The sequence below is a fragment of the Psychrobacter sp. TB20-MNA-CIBAN-0197 genome (assembly GCF_040309765.1).
Taxonomy (GTDB): domain Bacteria; phylum Pseudomonadota; class Gammaproteobacteria; order Pseudomonadales; family Moraxellaceae; genus Psychrobacter; species Psychrobacter submarinus.
This window is the reverse complement of sequence record NZ_JBEOPC010000001.1, coordinates 72,657-88,599: the sequence shown is the minus strand read 5'-3', so window position 1 is coordinate 88,599 and position 15,943 is coordinate 72,657. Positions and strand designations below refer to the sequence as shown.

General features: G+C 41.5%; 13 protein-coding genes. 1 reads left to right on the top strand and 12 read right to left on the bottom strand.

Annotated elements, in window-relative coordinates; genetic code table 11:
* Nucleotide 1: 1 nt before the first annotated feature.
* From pseC to AAEY83_RS00305, 11 genes are all read right to left on the bottom strand, one after another.
* Nucleotides 2-1,162, bottom strand: coding sequence for a UDP-4-amino-4,6-dideoxy-N-acetyl-beta-L-altrosamine transaminase (gene pseC / locus AAEY83_RS00355; RefSeq protein WP_025647165.1), 1,161 nt, complete (start codon nucleotides 1,160-1,162; stop codon nucleotides 2-4).
* Nucleotides 1,163-2,161 (bottom strand): UDP-N-acetylglucosamine 4,6-dehydratase (inverting), encoded by a 999-nt coding sequence (gene pseB / locus AAEY83_RS00350; RefSeq protein ID WP_025647166.1) that lies wholly within the window; start codon nucleotides 2,159-2,161, stop codon nucleotides 1,163-1,165. It abuts the gene before it with no gap.
* A gap of 150 nt (nucleotides 2,162-2,311) precedes the next feature.
* Nucleotides 2,312-2,785 (bottom strand): NAD-dependent epimerase/dehydratase family protein, encoded by a 474-nt coding sequence (locus tag AAEY83_RS00345; protein ID WP_025647167.1) that lies wholly within the window; start codon nucleotides 2,783-2,785, stop codon nucleotides 2,312-2,314.
* Nucleotides 2,786-2,819: 34 nt separating this feature from the next.
* Nucleotides 2,820-4,619 carry an ABC transporter ATP-binding protein gene (locus AAEY83_RS00340; RefSeq protein WP_025647168.1) on the bottom strand — a complete coding sequence of 600 codons (1,800 nt, stop codon included), beginning with the start codon at nucleotides 4,617-4,619 and terminating at the stop codon, nucleotides 2,820-2,822.
* Nucleotides 4,620-4,629: 10 nt separating this feature from the next.
* Complete coding sequence (locus AAEY83_RS00335) at nucleotides 4,630-5,673, bottom strand: NAD-dependent epimerase/dehydratase family protein (protein ID WP_025647169.1); 1,044 nt, start codon at nucleotides 5,671-5,673, stop codon at nucleotides 4,630-4,632.
* Between the two features lie 23 nt (nucleotides 5,674-5,696).
* Nucleotides 5,697-6,974: a Vi polysaccharide biosynthesis UDP-N-acetylglucosamine C-6 dehydrogenase TviB gene (gene tviB / locus AAEY83_RS00330; RefSeq protein ID WP_025647170.1), complete on the bottom strand. Its 1,278-nt coding sequence runs from the start codon at nucleotides 6,972-6,974 to the stop codon at nucleotides 5,697-5,699.
* A gap of 36 nt (nucleotides 6,975-7,010) precedes the next feature.
* Nucleotides 7,011-8,024: a UDP-glucose 4-epimerase GalE gene (galE, locus tag AAEY83_RS00325; protein WP_037059832.1), complete on the bottom strand. Its 1,014-nt coding sequence runs from the start codon at nucleotides 8,022-8,024 to the stop codon at nucleotides 7,011-7,013.
* A gap of 57 nt (nucleotides 8,025-8,081) precedes the next feature.
* A complete protein-coding gene (locus AAEY83_RS00320; protein ID WP_025647172.1) occupies nucleotides 8,082-10,040 on the bottom strand; it encodes a polysaccharide biosynthesis protein in 1,959 nt (652 codons plus the stop codon).
* A gap of 52 nt (nucleotides 10,041-10,092) precedes the next feature.
* The gene (locus tag AAEY83_RS00315; RefSeq protein ID WP_025647173.1) at nucleotides 10,093-12,294 is read right to left on the bottom strand and encodes a polysaccharide biosynthesis tyrosine autokinase; all 2,202 of its coding nucleotides are present in this window, start codon (nucleotides 12,292-12,294) and stop codon (nucleotides 10,093-10,095) included.
* 73 nt (nucleotides 12,295-12,367) lie between these two features.
* Nucleotides 12,368-12,799 (bottom strand): low molecular weight protein-tyrosine-phosphatase, encoded by a 432-nt coding sequence (locus AAEY83_RS00310; protein WP_025647174.1) that lies wholly within the window; start codon nucleotides 12,797-12,799, stop codon nucleotides 12,368-12,370.
* A 12-nt stretch (nucleotides 12,800-12,811) separates the two neighbouring features.
* Nucleotides 12,812-13,918 carry a polysaccharide biosynthesis/export family protein gene (locus tag AAEY83_RS00305; RefSeq protein WP_025647175.1) on the bottom strand — a complete coding sequence of 369 codons (1,107 nt, stop codon included), beginning with the start codon at nucleotides 13,916-13,918 and terminating at the stop codon, nucleotides 12,812-12,814.
* A 277-nt stretch (nucleotides 13,919-14,195) separates the two neighbouring features.
* On the opposite strand from AAEY83_RS00305, the gene rluB reads away from it, so the two are divergent.
* On the top strand, nucleotides 14,196-15,113 hold the full coding sequence (gene rluB / locus AAEY83_RS00300) for a 23S rRNA pseudouridine(2605) synthase RluB (RefSeq protein WP_025647176.1): 918 nt from the start codon (nucleotides 14,196-14,198) through the stop codon (nucleotides 15,111-15,113).
* 178 nt (nucleotides 15,114-15,291) lie between these two features.
* Here rluB and AAEY83_RS00295 read toward each other — a convergent pair whose 3' ends face one another.
* Nucleotides 15,292-15,837 carry a hypothetical protein gene (locus tag AAEY83_RS00295; protein ID WP_025647177.1) on the bottom strand — a complete coding sequence of 182 codons (546 nt, stop codon included), beginning with the start codon at nucleotides 15,835-15,837 and terminating at the stop codon, nucleotides 15,292-15,294.
* Between the last annotated feature and the right edge of the window lie 106 nt (nucleotides 15,838-15,943).

Genomic DNA, 15,943 nt, shown 5'->3' with positions numbered 1-15,943 from the left:
TTTAAGCCTCTAGAATAGATTTTAGACTAGAGACAACCTGATTTTGCTGATCTTCAGTCATGGTTGGAAACATAGGTAAGCTAATGGCTTCTTTATAGTACTGCTCAGCTTCAGGGAATTGATCTTCGTTAAAGCCCATTTCCTGATAATAAGGCTGCAAGTGTACTGGAATATAATGAAGGTTTACCAGGATGCCTGCTTCACGCATACCATTAAATACTTCAAGATGGGTTTTGGATATCTTATCTAATTGCAAACGAATCACATATAGATGCAAACCTGAGTAGCTGTCCTCAATCTGCCAAGGTAATGTAATAGGCAGGTCTTTCAGTAACTGATTATAACGCTCAGCTAAATTATGGCGTTTAGCAACGTACTCATCTAAGCGCTGCATTTGCGAAACGCCTAAGGCAGCTTGCATATCCGTCATGCGGTAATTATAACCAAGCTCAATTTGCTGATAATACCAGGGTCCATCAGCAGGTTTAGTCATTAAGCCTTCATCACGAGTGATACCATGGCTGCGTAACAGATTTAACTGCTCCGCTAACTCAGGATCATTCGTAACTGCTATGCCACCCTCAGCAGTGGTTACGATTTTTACAGGATGGAAGCTAAAGACAGTGATGTCACTATAACGGCAATTGCCGATAGGCTCGTCTTTATATTTACCACCGATAGCATGAGAAGCATCTTCAATAACCTTAAAGCCATATTTCTGAGATAAGGCATGAATGGCTGCCATATCACAGGGCTGTCCACTAAAATGAACAGGAATGACGACTTTAGGCAGTGTACCTTCTTGTTCTGCAATAATAAGCTTTTGTTCCAAAGCCTTGGCAGACATATTATAAGTACGAGGATCGATATCAACGAAGTCCACTTGGGCACCACAATATAAGCCACAGTTAGCAGATGCCACAAAGGTATTAGGTGTTGTCCATAACCAGTCCCCTTTAGCAAGTCCTAATGCGAGACAAGCGATATGTAGGGCAGAGGTTGCACTGTTAACCGCTACTGCATACTTAGCGTTACAGGCATCCATAACGGACTTCTCAAAAGCAGGCACCTTAGGTCCCTGCGTTAAGAAGTCAGATTGTAATACTTCAACTACCGCATCAATATCTTGTTGACTAATATCTTGGCGACCATATGGAATCATTTAGATGCTCCCGATTTTTTCACGATTGATTTCGATCCACTCTTGAAGTTGCTCGTCACTCATCCATTCAGAGTTGTTATCGCTAGCATAGACAAAACCTTCTGGTACACGTTTACCGTCTTTAATGCGTTTAGGATCAGTTGCCCAATGATTAATAGTGGGTAAAATCTTGAAATGCTCTGGATATTCGTAGGTGTAATAGGCGTCTTCAGCACTGATCATTTGTTCATGAAGTTTTTCGCCAGGACGGATGCCAATGGTTTCTTGCTTGGCTTCTGGAGCTACAACGCGAGCCAAATCAGTCATCTTCATTGATGGAATCTTCTTGACGTATATCTCACCACCGACCATATCTTCAAAAGCATGCCAAACCAATTCCACACCATCTTCTAACGAAATCATAAAGCGGGTCATACGCTTATCAGTAATAGGCAATACGCCTTTGTCTCTAATAGACATAAAGAAAGGGATGACTGAACCGCGTGAACCCATCACGTTACCATAACGCACTACTGAGAACTTAGTGCCATGTTCACCAGAGTATGAGTTACCTGCAACAAATAGTTTGTCTGATGCTAGTTTGGTCGCACCATATAAATTAATTGGACTGCTGGCCTTATCCGTCGATAGCGCAACAACTCCTTTAACACCTTTATCAATACAAGCATCAATTAAGTTCATAGCGCCATTGATATTGGTTTTTACACACTCAAAAGGATTATATTCAGCTGTAGGTACAATTTTTGTTGCAGCCGCATGAACGACATAATCCACTCCATCTAATGCACGATATAAGCGCTCTTTGTCACGAACATCACCAATAAAAAAGCGGACTCTATCATCCCCAATAAATTTTTTGGCCATGTCCCATTGTTTCATTTCATCACGTGAAAAAATAATAACTTTTTTAGGGTTATATTTTTCTAACACCATGGGAACAAAAGTGTTACCGAATGAACCTGTTCCGCCGGTGATCAGAATAGTACTATTACTTAACATTTAGAAATTCCTTTAGCGTAGTTATGTTGTAAGCAACTCATATTTACGAGATATTTAAGAATTAAAATATTTATTAGCTTTCCAAAGCTCAGCTACTTAAGCTTATCTATTGATATACAACAACTTTAAAAAGCATTTATTTATTAGGCTTTAGTCAAAATTTTTCCAATAATTTTTAAGCGTTTTAAACGACATAGTATGCTTTGTTTTAATCGATGCCGAATAACTACTAAGTCGCTCCGAATCGTCTATATTTGCTGACTCAATTGCCATATCTATTGCGCTTTCTAACGTCGGGCTATTGAAGGTATTTATTTGATAGTCTTGCTTAAATGTTAAATCATTTAAAGAGTTAGTTATGGTAATAACTTTGCCAACTTTGGCTAAATGCATGATTAGGTTAGGTTTGAACTGATTAAAAGCTTTCTCTACCGCCTCTGCATCACAAATGTCAATCTGTTGAAATGTATATCTTGGATTTTGATCAATCTCTTTGAGAGATTCTAAATTACCCGCGTAGGTTAATTTATCAATATTTAAGACTTCGTCGTCCGTATTATGGATAATATGGCGGATAACAGCAGAGCCGATAAAGCCTGCGCCACCTGTAACTAATATTTTCATGATTAAACCTTTATATATGCCCTATTATAGGAAGCTAAGAATGCTCTGCCATCTCTCTAAATTTAGGGTTGTTATCTACAAGCTGTTGGTAGGTGCCCTGGTCAACGACTTTACCTTTTTCCATTAGATAGATGGTGTCGCACTTCTGAACTGTTTTTAGACGATGGGCAATCATAATAATAGTTTTTTGGCCACTAAAATCATGAATAGCATCCATGATTATTTTCTCAGTGATACCATCAAGCGCACTGGTCGCTTCATCAAATATTAAAACATCTGCTTGATTATAAAGGGCTCGAGCAATACCAATGCGCTGGCGCTGACCGCCAGAAAGTTGTACTCCACGCTCACCCACTCTGGTATGAAGTCCTTTAGGTAACTCTTCAACCAGTTCAGTTAAATGTGCCAGCTCAATAGCCTTCAGCACTTGACTATAATCAATTTCATTAGCGGATATCCCAAAAGCAATATTTTCAGCAATACTACCTTCACTCAAAAAGATACTTTGGGGCACAAAACCTAAGTTATTTCGCCAGCCCCTTATATTATCTTCAGTGATAAGCGTGTCATCAATATAAATGTGACCAGATTGAGGAGGCAGTAGACCCAGAATGATATCGATTAAAGTAGATTTACCTGAGCCGGAAGAGCCCACGATGCCTATCACATGATTAATAGGAATAAAGATACTGACATTATTGAGAGCGTAATTCTCTTTGTTGGGATAAGCAAAAGTAATATTATCAAGTTTAATTTGCTGCTCAAACTTTAGTTTTGGAGATACTGTTTTTTCATTGAGCTCATTCTTAGTTATTTTCGATTGCTGTAAATCCTCTTTAACAGCTTCAAAGGCTGCTGAGTTCCCTTTAATCTGCGTAATACTAGAGTAAATTTGCTGTAAAGCAGGCAGTAGTTTAAAACAAGCTAATGCATAAATAGCTAATACCGGAAGCACCTGCCCTAAATTTCCATCGTAACTTTTTATTAAGACGAGTACTAAGCTAATCATAGCTCCAAAAGCCAGCAGCTCAACAAAAAATCTTGGCACTAGGCTAATCGTATTATTCGTTCCCTGCGCGCGAGCTTGCAACCCACCTTCCTCTGTGAACCTATCTATGAAGTCATACTTACGGTCTAATAGCAATACATCCTTAATACCACCAAAGCCTTCATTCATTAATCTAAATCTTTGCGTAGAAACTTCTGATAGTCTACGCCCATTAAGTATAAGGGACTTACGCACGAGCTTGTACATAATCATATAGGCTAAAACAAAGGCAAATATACCTGCTAGAGCAATAATAGGGTTGTAGATAAAGATACTTACTGAGATAAATAAGGCCAATACTAACTTAGCATTAAGACTCATCAAAGGCTGAATAATACCTCCACTGATTCTATTAGCTTCAGTAGATACTTGCTTGGTAAGCTGGGCGCTACTACCACTGGCGTGAAATAGCCAAGACTGCTGCATATAGTAAGAATATAGGCGGTCTGCAAGTTCTGTACCCACGCTTGCCCCATACACCGCTAAACGCCAAGTAGTGAGCATAGACACTATAGTAGATATTGTAAGCATTAAAAGCACTAGACAACCGGCAGCAAATACAAAGTCAACAGGGCTATTTATCCCCGAAAACTGATATAGCTTAGAATAAATACCTTCCTGTTGTAGCAAACTCGTATCACCTACTAATGCCATAAAGGGAGCAATAGAAGCAATCCCTAGTAGCTCTGTAAAGGCCATAAGAATGACTAGAAACTGTAATATGTAAAAATGCTTACGTTGCTTCTCAGAAAGTAAAGAAAATAGCTCTTTTATGACGCTTAACATATAATTTCATCTACAGTTTATTTTGAAGTGAGTGAACATACCAAGGCATCGCTTTCTCAATACCTTGAATAATATCAAACTGTGGCGCATAGCCTAGTGCACCTTGTATCTTACTAATATCAGCCTGACTATGACGCACGTCTCCTTCACGGAAATCTCGATAGACTGGTTCTTGAGTATAGCTAACTCCGTTAGCACTTAAATGTTCTTTCAGTGCTGAAAACAGTGTATTAAGGGTAGTACGACCACCAACTGCCACGTTATATACTTGGTTCTTGGCTTCTTCGGTAGCAGTCGCTGCCAAAATATTAGCTTGTACTGCATTTTCAATAAAGTTAAAGTCGCGACTGGTATCGCCATCACCATTAATATAGACTGCATCACCTGCGATCATAGCAGCCGTCCACTTTGGTATTACCGCTGCGTAGGCACCATCTGGTGTTTGGCGTTTACCAAAGATATTGAAATAACGCAGACCAATGGTCTTAAAGCCATAAGTACGTGAGAATACATCTGCATATAGCTCATTGACATATTTAGTTACCGCATAGGGTGATAACGGATTGCCAATAGCATTCTCGACTTTTGGTAACGCAGGATGATCGCCATACGTTGAGCTACTCGCCGCATAGGTAAAGCTAGCTACCTGAGCATCACGAGCTGCTACGAGCATATTTAAGTAGCCTGAGATATTGGTATCATTGGTATTGATAGGGTCAGCGATAGAGCGTGGCACCGAACCTAGGGCTGCTTGATGCAGTACGTAGTCCACGCCTGTACATGCTGTCTGACAGTCATTTAAATTACGAATATCACCTTCTATAAAGGTAAAGCTCTGCCACTGATCTTTGCTGACCAAACCCTGTACTTCATCTAAATTATGCTGAAAACCCGTCGCAAAATTATCTAAACCGACTACTTTTTGATTTAGTAATAGTAAAGTTTCAAGTAAATTAGAACCAATGAACCCCGCTACCCCAGTAATTAACCATGTCTTTGGCTCGTTAATTAGCGACTCTTTAATTTTTTCATATGCAGTTAACGTCATAACCATTACTTTCCGTATTTTTTATAAATTTATAGGCGGATATCAGTGTCTTCTTTAGTGAAAACATACTTTAAATCGTAAAGCACGTGTTCATTCTTTCCAAACGCTCTAATCTGCTCGATACCTAGATCGACGAACTCATTATGCGCGACGGCTAAGATAATACCATCATAGTTATTTACAGTAGGTTTGCTGATAGGCGTAATATTATACTCACGCTCAGCTTCTGCTTTATCTACCCAAGGGTCATAAACGTCAACTTCAATATTATATTCTTCTAACTCATGGACAATATCTATAACCTTAGTATTACGCACATCAGGACAGTTTTCTTTGAAACTCAGCCCTAAGACCAATACCTTGGCACCTTCAACTTGAATACGCTTTTTAATCATGGTTTTGACCAACTGCGTGACCACATACTCACCCATGCTGTCATTCAAGCGACGACCGGCCAATATAATTTCTGGATTATAACCAATCGCTTGCGCTTTATGAGTCAAGTAATAAGGATCTACACCGATGCAGTGACCACCGACGAGACCTGGACGGAAAGGTAAGAAGTTCCACTTGGTGCCAGCTGCTTCTAAGACCGCTTGAGTATCGATACCCATTTTATTAAAGATAACGGCTAACTCATTAATTAAGGCAATATTGACATCTCTTTGGGTGTTTTCGATCACCTTTGCCGCTTCTGCTACTTTGATGCTTGATGCCTTATGTGTACCAGCGGTAATAATCAAGTTATAAACACTATCGATGAAGTCTGCGACTTCAGGTGTAGAACCTGCAGTTACCTTCAAAATATTAGTAACTCTATGCTCCTTATCTCCTGGGTTGATACGCTCAGGACTATATCCTGCATAAAAGTCCTGATTAAAGATAAGTCCAGAAACATGCTCCAATACTGGAATACATACTTCTTCAGTTGCGCCAGGGTACACAGTAGACTCATAAACGACAATATCGTCTTTTTTAAGTAGACTACCGATAGCTTCTGATGCTTTGATCAAAGGGGTCAGATCCGGCTGCTTATAATCGTCGATAGGCGTAGGTACAGTCACTATAAAGAAATTGCATTCTTGGAGATCCGCTATTTCTGAACTGAAACTCAAATGTGTTGCTTGAGATAACTCTTCATTATTTATTTCTAAAGTATGATCTGTACCTGATATTAGTTCAGCTATACGATCAGTATTAATATCAAAGCCGACAACTGAGTGATGCTTACCAAATTCAACTGCCAATGGTAGCCCTACATATCCAAGACCGATGACCGCAATTTTCGAATTTTTAATATTGTGCATAAGTTTTCTCTGTATAGTATCTATCAATCGATATTACTAATTAGTATAACCATCAGGGTTTTGAGATTGCCATCGCCAAGTATCTTTCATCATGTCCTCAATAGACCTTTGGGCAAACCAATTTAGTTGTTGATGAGCTTTAGTCGCATCAGCATAACAACTAGCAATGTCACCAGCTCTTTTCTCTACAATTTGATAGGGGATGTTAGTGTTACTGGCTTTTTCAAATGCTTTCACCATATCTAAAACAGAATGGCCGCTACCAGTTCCTAGATTCCATACATGGTATCCTAGATTGTTAACTATATAATCTAATGCTCTTAAGTGCCCTTCAACCAAGTCCATAACATGTATATAATCGCGTATACCTGTCCCATCATGGGTAGCATAATCATTACCATAAACAGAGAGTTTATCTCTTTTACCAACTGCAACCTGAGCGATATAGGGCAAAAGATTATTGGGAGTGCCATTAGGGTCTTCACCTATCATGCCACTCTCATGTGCGCCAACTGGATTGAAATACCTCAACGTAGCTACTGCCCAAGTAGGATCAGACTCTACTACCTGCATTAGCATTTGCTCTACCGCCATTTTTGTATAGCCGTAAGGGTTCGTAGGCATATACATAGGGCATTCTTCAGAAATTGGTAATTCGTCTGGATCGCCATATACGGTAGCAGAAGAGCTGAATACTATTTTCTTTACGTTGTATTTTTGCATAGACCTTAATAGTTGTAGGCTTCCGCTAATATTATTATCAAAATACAACAATGGTTTTTCGGTACTTTCACCTACTGCTTTTAGACCTGCAAAGTGGAGGACAGCGTCGATATTATATTTATCAAAAATACTATTCAGGCATTCACTATCTCTTATATCACCTTCAATAAATATACACTGCTTATTACTTAGAGCTTCGACTCTCTTGATAGACTCGTAACTACTATTTAATAGGTTATCTAAAACAACTACTTTATGATTCGATTCTAGTAATTTCAGTAGCATATGGGAACCTATGTAGCCTGCTCCACCTGTTAATAGAATCATAGAAAGCACCTTATAAAATTTAATTCTGTTTTCGAAGAGTTTTACTAAAATGTTTGATTATGAAACCGATTGATACCCTGCGACAAAATAGCGAAACTCTTGTTTGAGCCAATCAACATCATAGTTCTGCGCTCTTTGCGCAAGCTCGTTCAATGTCTTTTCTATATCCGCCAAAGGAAAGCTAGATTCCATCGCCTGCATGATCAGCGGATGGTCGGTGTCTTCAACATTGTCATCACCGATTATGAGCTCCTCATAGAGCTTCTCTCCTGGGCGTAGTCCAGTATAGGTGATCTCGATATCTCCATAGGGATGGGCTTCGTCTTTTACCTCAAAGCCGCTTAATTGAATCATACGGCGCGCGAGATCAACAATCTTTACTGGTGCGCCCATATCGAGGACAAACACTTCCCCACCTTTTGCCATTGCCCCTGCTTGAATCACTAAGTTTGCCGCTTCAGGGATCGTCATAAAGTAACGTGTGACATCTGGATGGGTCACAGTAATAGGCTTACCCTGCGCGATTTGCTTGGTAAATACCGGCACTACTGAGCCTGACGAGCCTAATACATTACCGAAGCGCACCATACTGATAAGGGTATGATTGTTATTAGGGTTATTTTTCTGGCTCAGTGCTTGACAAACTAATTCCGCTAAACGCTTCGTCGCACCCATAACATTAGTCGGTCTTACTGCTTTATCAGTGGATATCAAGACAAAAGTCTCAACCTTCGCTTCGATAGCGGCGCGAGCACAGTGATACGTGCCCTTGCTGTTATTTATTGCACCTTCAAAAGGGTTATGCTCGACGATAGGCACATGCTTATAAGCAGCGGCGTGATAGACGGTCTGGATTTGATAGCGTTTGAGTACACGTAGTAGATTGGCTTCATTAGTGACATTACCGATCACTGCGATGACTTCGATGCCTTGATAGATGTCTTTGCTAGCGACTCGAGCGATCAGCTCTTGATGGATACTATAGAGCGCAAACTCAGATAGCTCGTAGAGTACCAAAACTTTGGGCTTATTTATGATAATTTGCCGGCACAATTCGCTACCGATAGAGCCACCGGCACCAGTGACCAGTACGCATTTATCAGTGATATTGTGCCGCAATAAGCGCTCATCAGGCTCGACCGTCTGCCGATCTAGTACATCTAAGATATCGACTTTGCGCATACTACTGACAGTGACTTTACCATCGACTATCTCTTCTAGGCTTGGTAGCTCTTTGATTTTAATCGAGATGCCTTCTAGCTTGTCGATGATTTGCCGCTTGCTAGCACGGCTGATAGAAGGAATAGCTAAGAACACTTGAGAGATATCAAGCTTAGATACGACTTTCACTAGCTCATCAGCACCATAGATGCGCTTGCCTAACACATAAGCGCCGGTAAGCTGAACATCATCGTCAACAAAAGCCACGACATTATACTTATGAGAGTTTCTAAGGCCCTCTAGCAGCTCTTTACCTGCCTCACCTGCACCATAAATGATGACATTATCAGAGTCATCATTGAGCTGACGCTGCGGCCGCTGACCTTGCCAACGTGCAAGTAGCTCGCGAATAGTTAAACGACTATTCCAAAGCCAAATAAAGAATAAAAACAAGTATAGAATAGGTACGGCACGCGGCATACCGGGTATCAGATCAAGATAAAGAGCCCCTTGCGCGATGACGATCAGCAATAAGAACAGTTGTAGCACTTTGCCCATCGCTGAATCAAAAAAGCTACGGGCAACACCTTTATAAAAGCCTATAAGGTATAAACCAATCACCGGGATTAATGCATAAAAGCATAGCGCAACTGGGCTGATATGATTGCCCATATAACCATAGCGTGCTGCAATGGCGAAATATAAGCATACCGCTGACATCATAAAGTCAGCCGTCATCAAGATAGCTTGCTTAGCGCTGCGCGGTAGCGCTAGTAGATACTCAGCAACCCGTTGCGACCAACTGGTCGCTTCTTGGTGCTGCTGAGCGCTAGTAGGCTTAGACTCTATCGACATAATGGACAACTATTTTATTTATAGGCTTAGTTAAATATTCACAAAACCATAGTTAGCTATTATTACCATAGGCATAGCTATAGTGATAACTATATTTACTCATTAGGCCTTGTTGTACATCATTAAGGACGATGCCATCGACTTGGATATCGGCCTTATGCATCTGCTTGATCGCATAAGCCACTTGCCCTTCTACCGATTGATCATAGCGCGTGACCATCAGTACTTTATCCGCGTAATGCGACATAATCATCGCGTCTGAAGCAGCTAAGATAGGCGGCGAATCGATAATAATATAATCGTAGTGCTCATTGAGCTCAGTCATCATCTGTTCAAACTTATCACCTGAGAGTAAGGATGATGGGTTCTTAGGATGCTGTCCACGCGGCATAAAGTCGATATTATCTATAGAGGTCGGATGTATAGCCGCTGCTAACTCTCCCTGCTGCGCTAAGTAATCTCCTAAACCATTATCAGGCGTCATATCGAACATTCTATGTAGTTCACCTAAGCGCATATCCGCATCTATGATCAACACCTTTTTATCGAGTTGCGAAAATACTTCAGTTAAGTTAGCAGAGATAAACGATTTACCTACCCCTGGGCTCTCACCGGTGATTAAGATGACTTTAGCACGTTCACCGACTTTGCCGACTACTGGCATACCAAACATTAAGTTCGTTCTTAAACTCTTTATCGCCTCGTAGCTCAGGCTATTGTTATCGGCATGGGCCAACAGACGATTTGGTGACTTCTTATTCTTTCGTAGTCTGGTTAACAGTGGTGAGCGCGGAACAGTCGCAATGACTGGTACACCGGTCTTAGCTTCAAGGCGCTCAGGATCTTTAACCACGTTTCGTAATAAGTTTTTAAGCAGCACTAACATAGTTCCTAGCATGCCACCTAATAATAGCGCTAAGATCATGATTTGTAGCTTTTTAGGGGCGATAGCATCAAAGGTGTTGATAGGCAAGTCAATAATACGCGCAAAGCCTTTTTGACCTGCTTTTGCTATTTGTAGCTGTTGATAGTTCTTAAGTAGATTTAAATAGATCTCTCTATTTATCTCGGTATCTTGTGATAGCTTTAAGAACTCACGCTGCACTTCTGGTAGGCCGGCAATGGTATTATCAATTTTTTGCTTGCGAGCATTCAATACAGCTATTTGCTCATTGATTTGAATAACTAATGGATGCTCGTCAGTGTAATACGTTGTGAGATCTGCTTTTTTTAGCTTAAGCTCACTGAGCTGTGTGTCAATTTGAGAGTTTTCTGCTAATAAAATCTCTGCTTCTTGGCTGACATCGATGGTACCGTACTTAGTTCGAAACTCATTGAATTCTGCCTCAGAGTCTTCTAATTTTTCTCTCAATACCGGAATTTGAGTCTCCATAAACTCAAGCGTTCTAGTGGTATCTTCAGTGCCACGAGACTGGTTTTGACCCACATAAGATAAGACGATCTCTTCAAGGATAAGACTAGTCTGTTGCTGGTTATTACCTGTCATGGACAGTTCAATAATACCAGTCTGTTGACCCTTTTCAACTACCGATAGCGCGCTATTTATCGTATTGGTAGTCTTTTGTAATGATTGCTTAGTCAGGCTAATAGCATGATTATCAGGTAAATCGTTTACCGTAATCTGGATCTGGCCATCCGCCCCTTTGAACTGATGAGGTTGGTTCAGCTGACCTTTAAACTCATCAAGCTCATTGCTAAGCGTAAAACCCGTTTCAGAGCGAGTGAGAGTAAATGGCTGATTTAGATAGCCTTGCGAGACATTAAATTGACTGATATTGGCTTGACCGTCTGTCGTAGTTAGGGACACTCCTTCTGGCGTATGTATAGCAGTATTTGTACGGTCATTGACGATTCTATCTATAGCGCCTACTTCAGGATCAGCCAGACGGATACGCAGATGTAGCGAGTTAATCACGGGCTCTAAGATCATCCGAGAACGGATCAATTCAGCTTCCGCCTGCGCTTTACTATCTTCAGCGCCGATTAGCTCTGAGATATCGCCGCCAAGCGCTGATACCCCTGATGATTTTTCATCGATCTGTATGAGAGCTTCAGATTTATAAGTCGGATTGACATAGCGACTATATAAGATACCAATCAATAGCCCCAGTATGGCAAAAAACAGTATAGTCTTCCAACCACGCAATAACGCTAATAGTAGCGCCATTAGGTCGATTTCATCGTCTTCTTTTTCGACAGCCGTTTTGGCACTATTTTGTGAATCTATAGTCATAACTTTGGGTTCATCATCTTAGATTAGTAGCTCAATATCAGTAACTCGATATCACTTAATTAGGGGTAAGCCGTTAGCTAATTTTATCAGCCCAAGGTTTTAGGCTATCAAAGATATCTTGCCGCGCCTTTTCAAACACAGCAAGATCATGGCGATATGGATCAGCGATGTCTTTGTCAATCCAATGCCCAATACGAAAAGTCTTACCGCGGCAATGCGGCCAACGATCCTCAATCCATTTGCTTTGATTATTAGACATCGTCAGGATCAAATCCGCGCGCTTCACTAGCGTCTCGTCAATCTGCTTGGCAATATGCGCAGACATATCTATGCCGAGCTCTGACATCACTGCCAAAGCGTTAGGATCAGCGCCATTACCGACTACAGCAGAGAGCCCAGCAGAGTCGATTGTCTTATTAGGATACTGCTGCGTAAGAGCCGCCTCAGCGATAGGACTGCGACAAATATTGCCTACGCAAACCACCAAAATATTATCAAATGCCATAATATTTGCCACCTATAAGATTGAAACGCTTCTAATTGCTGATGTAGAAGGAAGCAATGCACTGATCACACGGTTCCAACGCGTCAGGCCAGTTGGATCCACATAGAGAATATCATTAGGCTGCATCTCGAAGCGATTGGCCAGTGCGAGGCTAGTCAGATTTTGCATATCAGCATAATAAATGTTGGTACGCTGATAGTTTGGATTGTCACGGACTACATATACTTTGGCCGCATTAGCAGTAGCAGAGTTCAGACCTTTAGATCTGCCTAAGACTTGCGCTAAGCTCAGTCCTTGCTCCAAGATAGGCACCGGCTCAATTTGACCAAACTCGCCTAAGACATAGACAGTGTTTCGATCTTGGCTATTAACATGAATAGAGTCGCCGTCTTGAATATAGATCTGATTACCCGAAGCGCCTATCTGCCGTAGATCGCTTAGACCGATATTATAATTACGGCCATTACGGTTTAGCACGATACTGTTTGAATCGCCGGTCTCTGTCGCGCCGCCTGCTTTAGAGATCGCACTATATAGTGATACAGGCGCATCATCAATAGCAAACTCGCCAGGCTGTTTGACTTCACCATCGATAAAGAACTTATTACCGCGGTAATTGATAATCTTTACTTGTGGATCGGAGTATTTCAGATAGCGTTGCAGTTGACTTTGCAAGGAGGCGGTAAATTGCGGTACGCTCAATCCTGCGGCCTTAACTCTGCCGACTAACGGAAACTGCACGAAGCCTTGCTGATCTACTGGGTATCCTGCAGATGCCGGGCTATTACCACCTCCAGATGAGGCGATATTCATATCTGGATAACCCACTAAATTAATAGCTAAGATATCACCTTGAGAAATACGATACTGTTTCTTAGTGGAGCTCGCTATCAACTGATAAATGTCATTTGTAGGACGGCTGACTTGCGGAGGCGGCAAGGTCGCTAAGTTGAGCGGCTGAATATTAAACTGTAAACCATTTTCGGCAGTGAAGTCCCCTACTGGCGGCAAATCACCTGCTTGTAAGCCTGAATTGATCGTCGTCGTCGCGCATCCTGCAGACCATAAAGTCATGAGCAATAAGCCCGAGGTGCTTAACAGTTTAAAGGATTGGCGCATAATGAAGACCTTTATAGAGCATGATGACAGATAAAAAGTATAGATAACAACGATATACTACTAATTTAGTAAGGCATTTATACTATAAAAAAAAGCCATAATAACATAATTGGTTAAAATTTCATCTATTGTTATTATTTTTGTTCACTTTTATCTACACTAGTTTGCAGATATTATAGTCGCTGACTACTGCTTTGTCGTTCAAAGTAGCGTAAAATAGCCAATCTAACTTTTTACATTGAGAAATGTACACACTCACCCGATTCAAGGATATATTATGAAAGATGAAAAACTACAAAAAGCACTCGCCCGTATGGGCCTTGGCTCACGCCGGCAGATGGAAGAAGTCATCAAATCTGGGCGCGTCACGGTCAATAATGGCCCTGCGACTATTGGCGATCGCGTCAGCCCAGGTGATGAGATTCGCGTTGATGGTCGTCAGATCAAATACACCAGCGAAAATGAAAAGCGCCGCCGCGTCATTGCTTATTATAAGCCTGAGGGCGAGATTTGTTCCGCTAATGACCCAGAGGGTCGTCCAACTGTGTTTGAGCGCTTGCCAAAACTGACTCATGACCGCTGGGTAATGGTCGGTCGGTTGGATATTAATTCAACTGGACTACTATTATTTACCAATGATGGGGAGCTGGCGCATCGCTTAATGCATCCATCGAATGAAATCACTCGTGAATATGCGGTACGAGTGCTAGGCGAAGTGACGCCTGAGATTGCCCGTACCTTAACCTCTGGCGTGATGCTAGAAGATGGTATGGCGCAGTTTGAAGATATTAAGGAAGGCGGCGGTGAAGGCGTGAATAAATGGTATCACGTCAAGCTTAAAGAAGGACGTAATCGCGAAGTGCGCCGTCTATTTGAGTCGCAGGGTCTAAAAGTCAGCCGCCTATTACGTACGCGCTACGGCTCTATCGATCTACCCAAAGAGCTGCGTACAGGTCGTCATATTGAATTAGACAAAAAAGACATTAACACTTTGACTGATTTAGTTAGCTTGCGCCCGCGTCAGGGTACCGGTCTGCATGGTGCAGCTAAAGAGAAGCAAAAGCGTATTAGAAGTAAACCGCTAAAAGCGCGACGTAGTGACAACCGTAGATCTGAGAGCAATGATAATAACGCTAAGTCTAAGCGTAGTGGCAGCCCTGCTAGTAAAGGTCGTAGCCGTAATAGCAATCGTTAAAACAAATTTATCAAGTTAGGTTAGACAAAATAAAACGGCCATTGATATTTAATATCAATGGCCATTCTTTTTGTAGGTTATGATTTTAGCTCACGTAAGGTGCGCCCTGCGCACCGATTATTGAGAAAAACCTAGCCAATGGTACGTGGAACGCACCTCACAGAAGTTGCAGCATAAGCTAACTTTGGCTATCCATATACTGCTTCATCACCCGTAGATCTTGCAGATGATGGCTTCGCATTTGTTCGAGTAAAGACTCTAATCTTGATTCAATATTATCCAACATTGCTTGCAGTAACTGCCGCGCCTCTACTTGCTTGCTATTTTCGGTTTTATTATTTTGCTTAAACAGATGGTAATAGCTGGCTAGCATCTCCGGCAGTCTTGTGTGTAGTAACTTATGCAGCACAAACTGCTGCTCGGTCATAGTGGCGGTGATTTTTTGCTGCGCTAAGCTCTGCTGATAATCGCTATATACCGCTACCCTATCGTCGATAGCTTGTAGCTGTCGCAGCTGCTGTTGCGTTAAAGTTGCTAAGTGCTTTGGATCCAAAGTAAGCTGACGCCAGCGCATATCTTTAGGTGTTAGCGCTTGATTAGGGTCTTGATAAACCAACACGCCAGGGCTAATCCCAACTGCTTTGTGCAGCGCCTGCCAGCCTTTTTTACCAATGTAAATGACGCCGACAGTAGTCGCAATGCCTACGCCTATCAGTACACTCATGTCATTTAGCCTTCTATTTTCTTACTACTCTTTGCCGCTGCTTTTGCAAACTATGCCTATTAATAAGTTTATATTTAGATCTAAAAACTCGATTAATAAAATTCCA

What these genes read in the sequence shown, in the direction of transcription:
- pseC (WP_025647165.1), bottom strand. Translation starts at nt 1,162, where the DNA reads ATGATTCCATATGGTCGCCAAGATATTAGTCAACAAGATATTGATGCG.
- pseB (WP_025647166.1), bottom strand. Translation starts at nt 2,161, where the DNA reads ATGTTAAGTAATAGTACTATTCTGATCACCGGCGGAACAGGTTCATTC.
- AAEY83_RS00345 (WP_025647167.1), bottom strand. Translation starts at nt 2,785, where the DNA reads ATGAAAATATTAGTTACAGGTGGCGCAGGCTTTATCGGCTCTGCTGTT.
- AAEY83_RS00340 (WP_025647168.1), bottom strand. Translation starts at nt 4,619, where the DNA reads ATGTTAAGCGTCATAAAAGAGCTATTTTCTTTACTTTCTGAGAAGCAA.
- AAEY83_RS00335 (WP_025647169.1), bottom strand. Translation starts at nt 5,673, where the DNA reads ATGGTTATGACGTTAACTGCATATGAAAAAATTAAAGAGTCGCTAATT.
- tviB (WP_025647170.1), bottom strand. Translation starts at nt 6,974, where the DNA reads ATGCACAATATTAAAAATTCGAAAATTGCGGTCATCGGTCTTGGATAT.
- galE (WP_037059832.1), bottom strand. Translation starts at nt 8,024, where the DNA reads ATGATTCTATTAACAGGTGGAGCAGGCTACATAGGTTCCCATATGCTA.
- AAEY83_RS00320 (WP_025647172.1), bottom strand. Translation starts at nt 10,040, where the DNA reads ATGTCGATAGAGTCTAAGCCTACTAGCGCTCAGCAGCACCAAGAAGCG.
- AAEY83_RS00315 (WP_025647173.1), bottom strand. Translation starts at nt 12,294, where the DNA reads ATGACTATAGATTCACAAAATAGTGCCAAAACGGCTGTCGAAAAAGAA.
- AAEY83_RS00310 (WP_025647174.1), bottom strand. Translation starts at nt 12,799, where the DNA reads ATGGCATTTGATAATATTTTGGTGGTTTGCGTAGGCAATATTTGTCGC.
- AAEY83_RS00305 (WP_025647175.1), bottom strand. Translation starts at nt 13,918, where the DNA reads ATGCGCCAATCCTTTAAACTGTTAAGCACCTCGGGCTTATTGCTCATG.
- rluB (WP_025647176.1), top strand. Translation starts at nt 14,196, where the DNA reads ATGAAAGATGAAAAACTACAAAAAGCACTCGCCCGTATGGGCCTTGGC.
- AAEY83_RS00295 (WP_025647177.1), bottom strand. Translation starts at nt 15,837, where the DNA reads ATGAGTGTACTGATAGGCGTAGGCATTGCGACTACTGTCGGCGTCATT.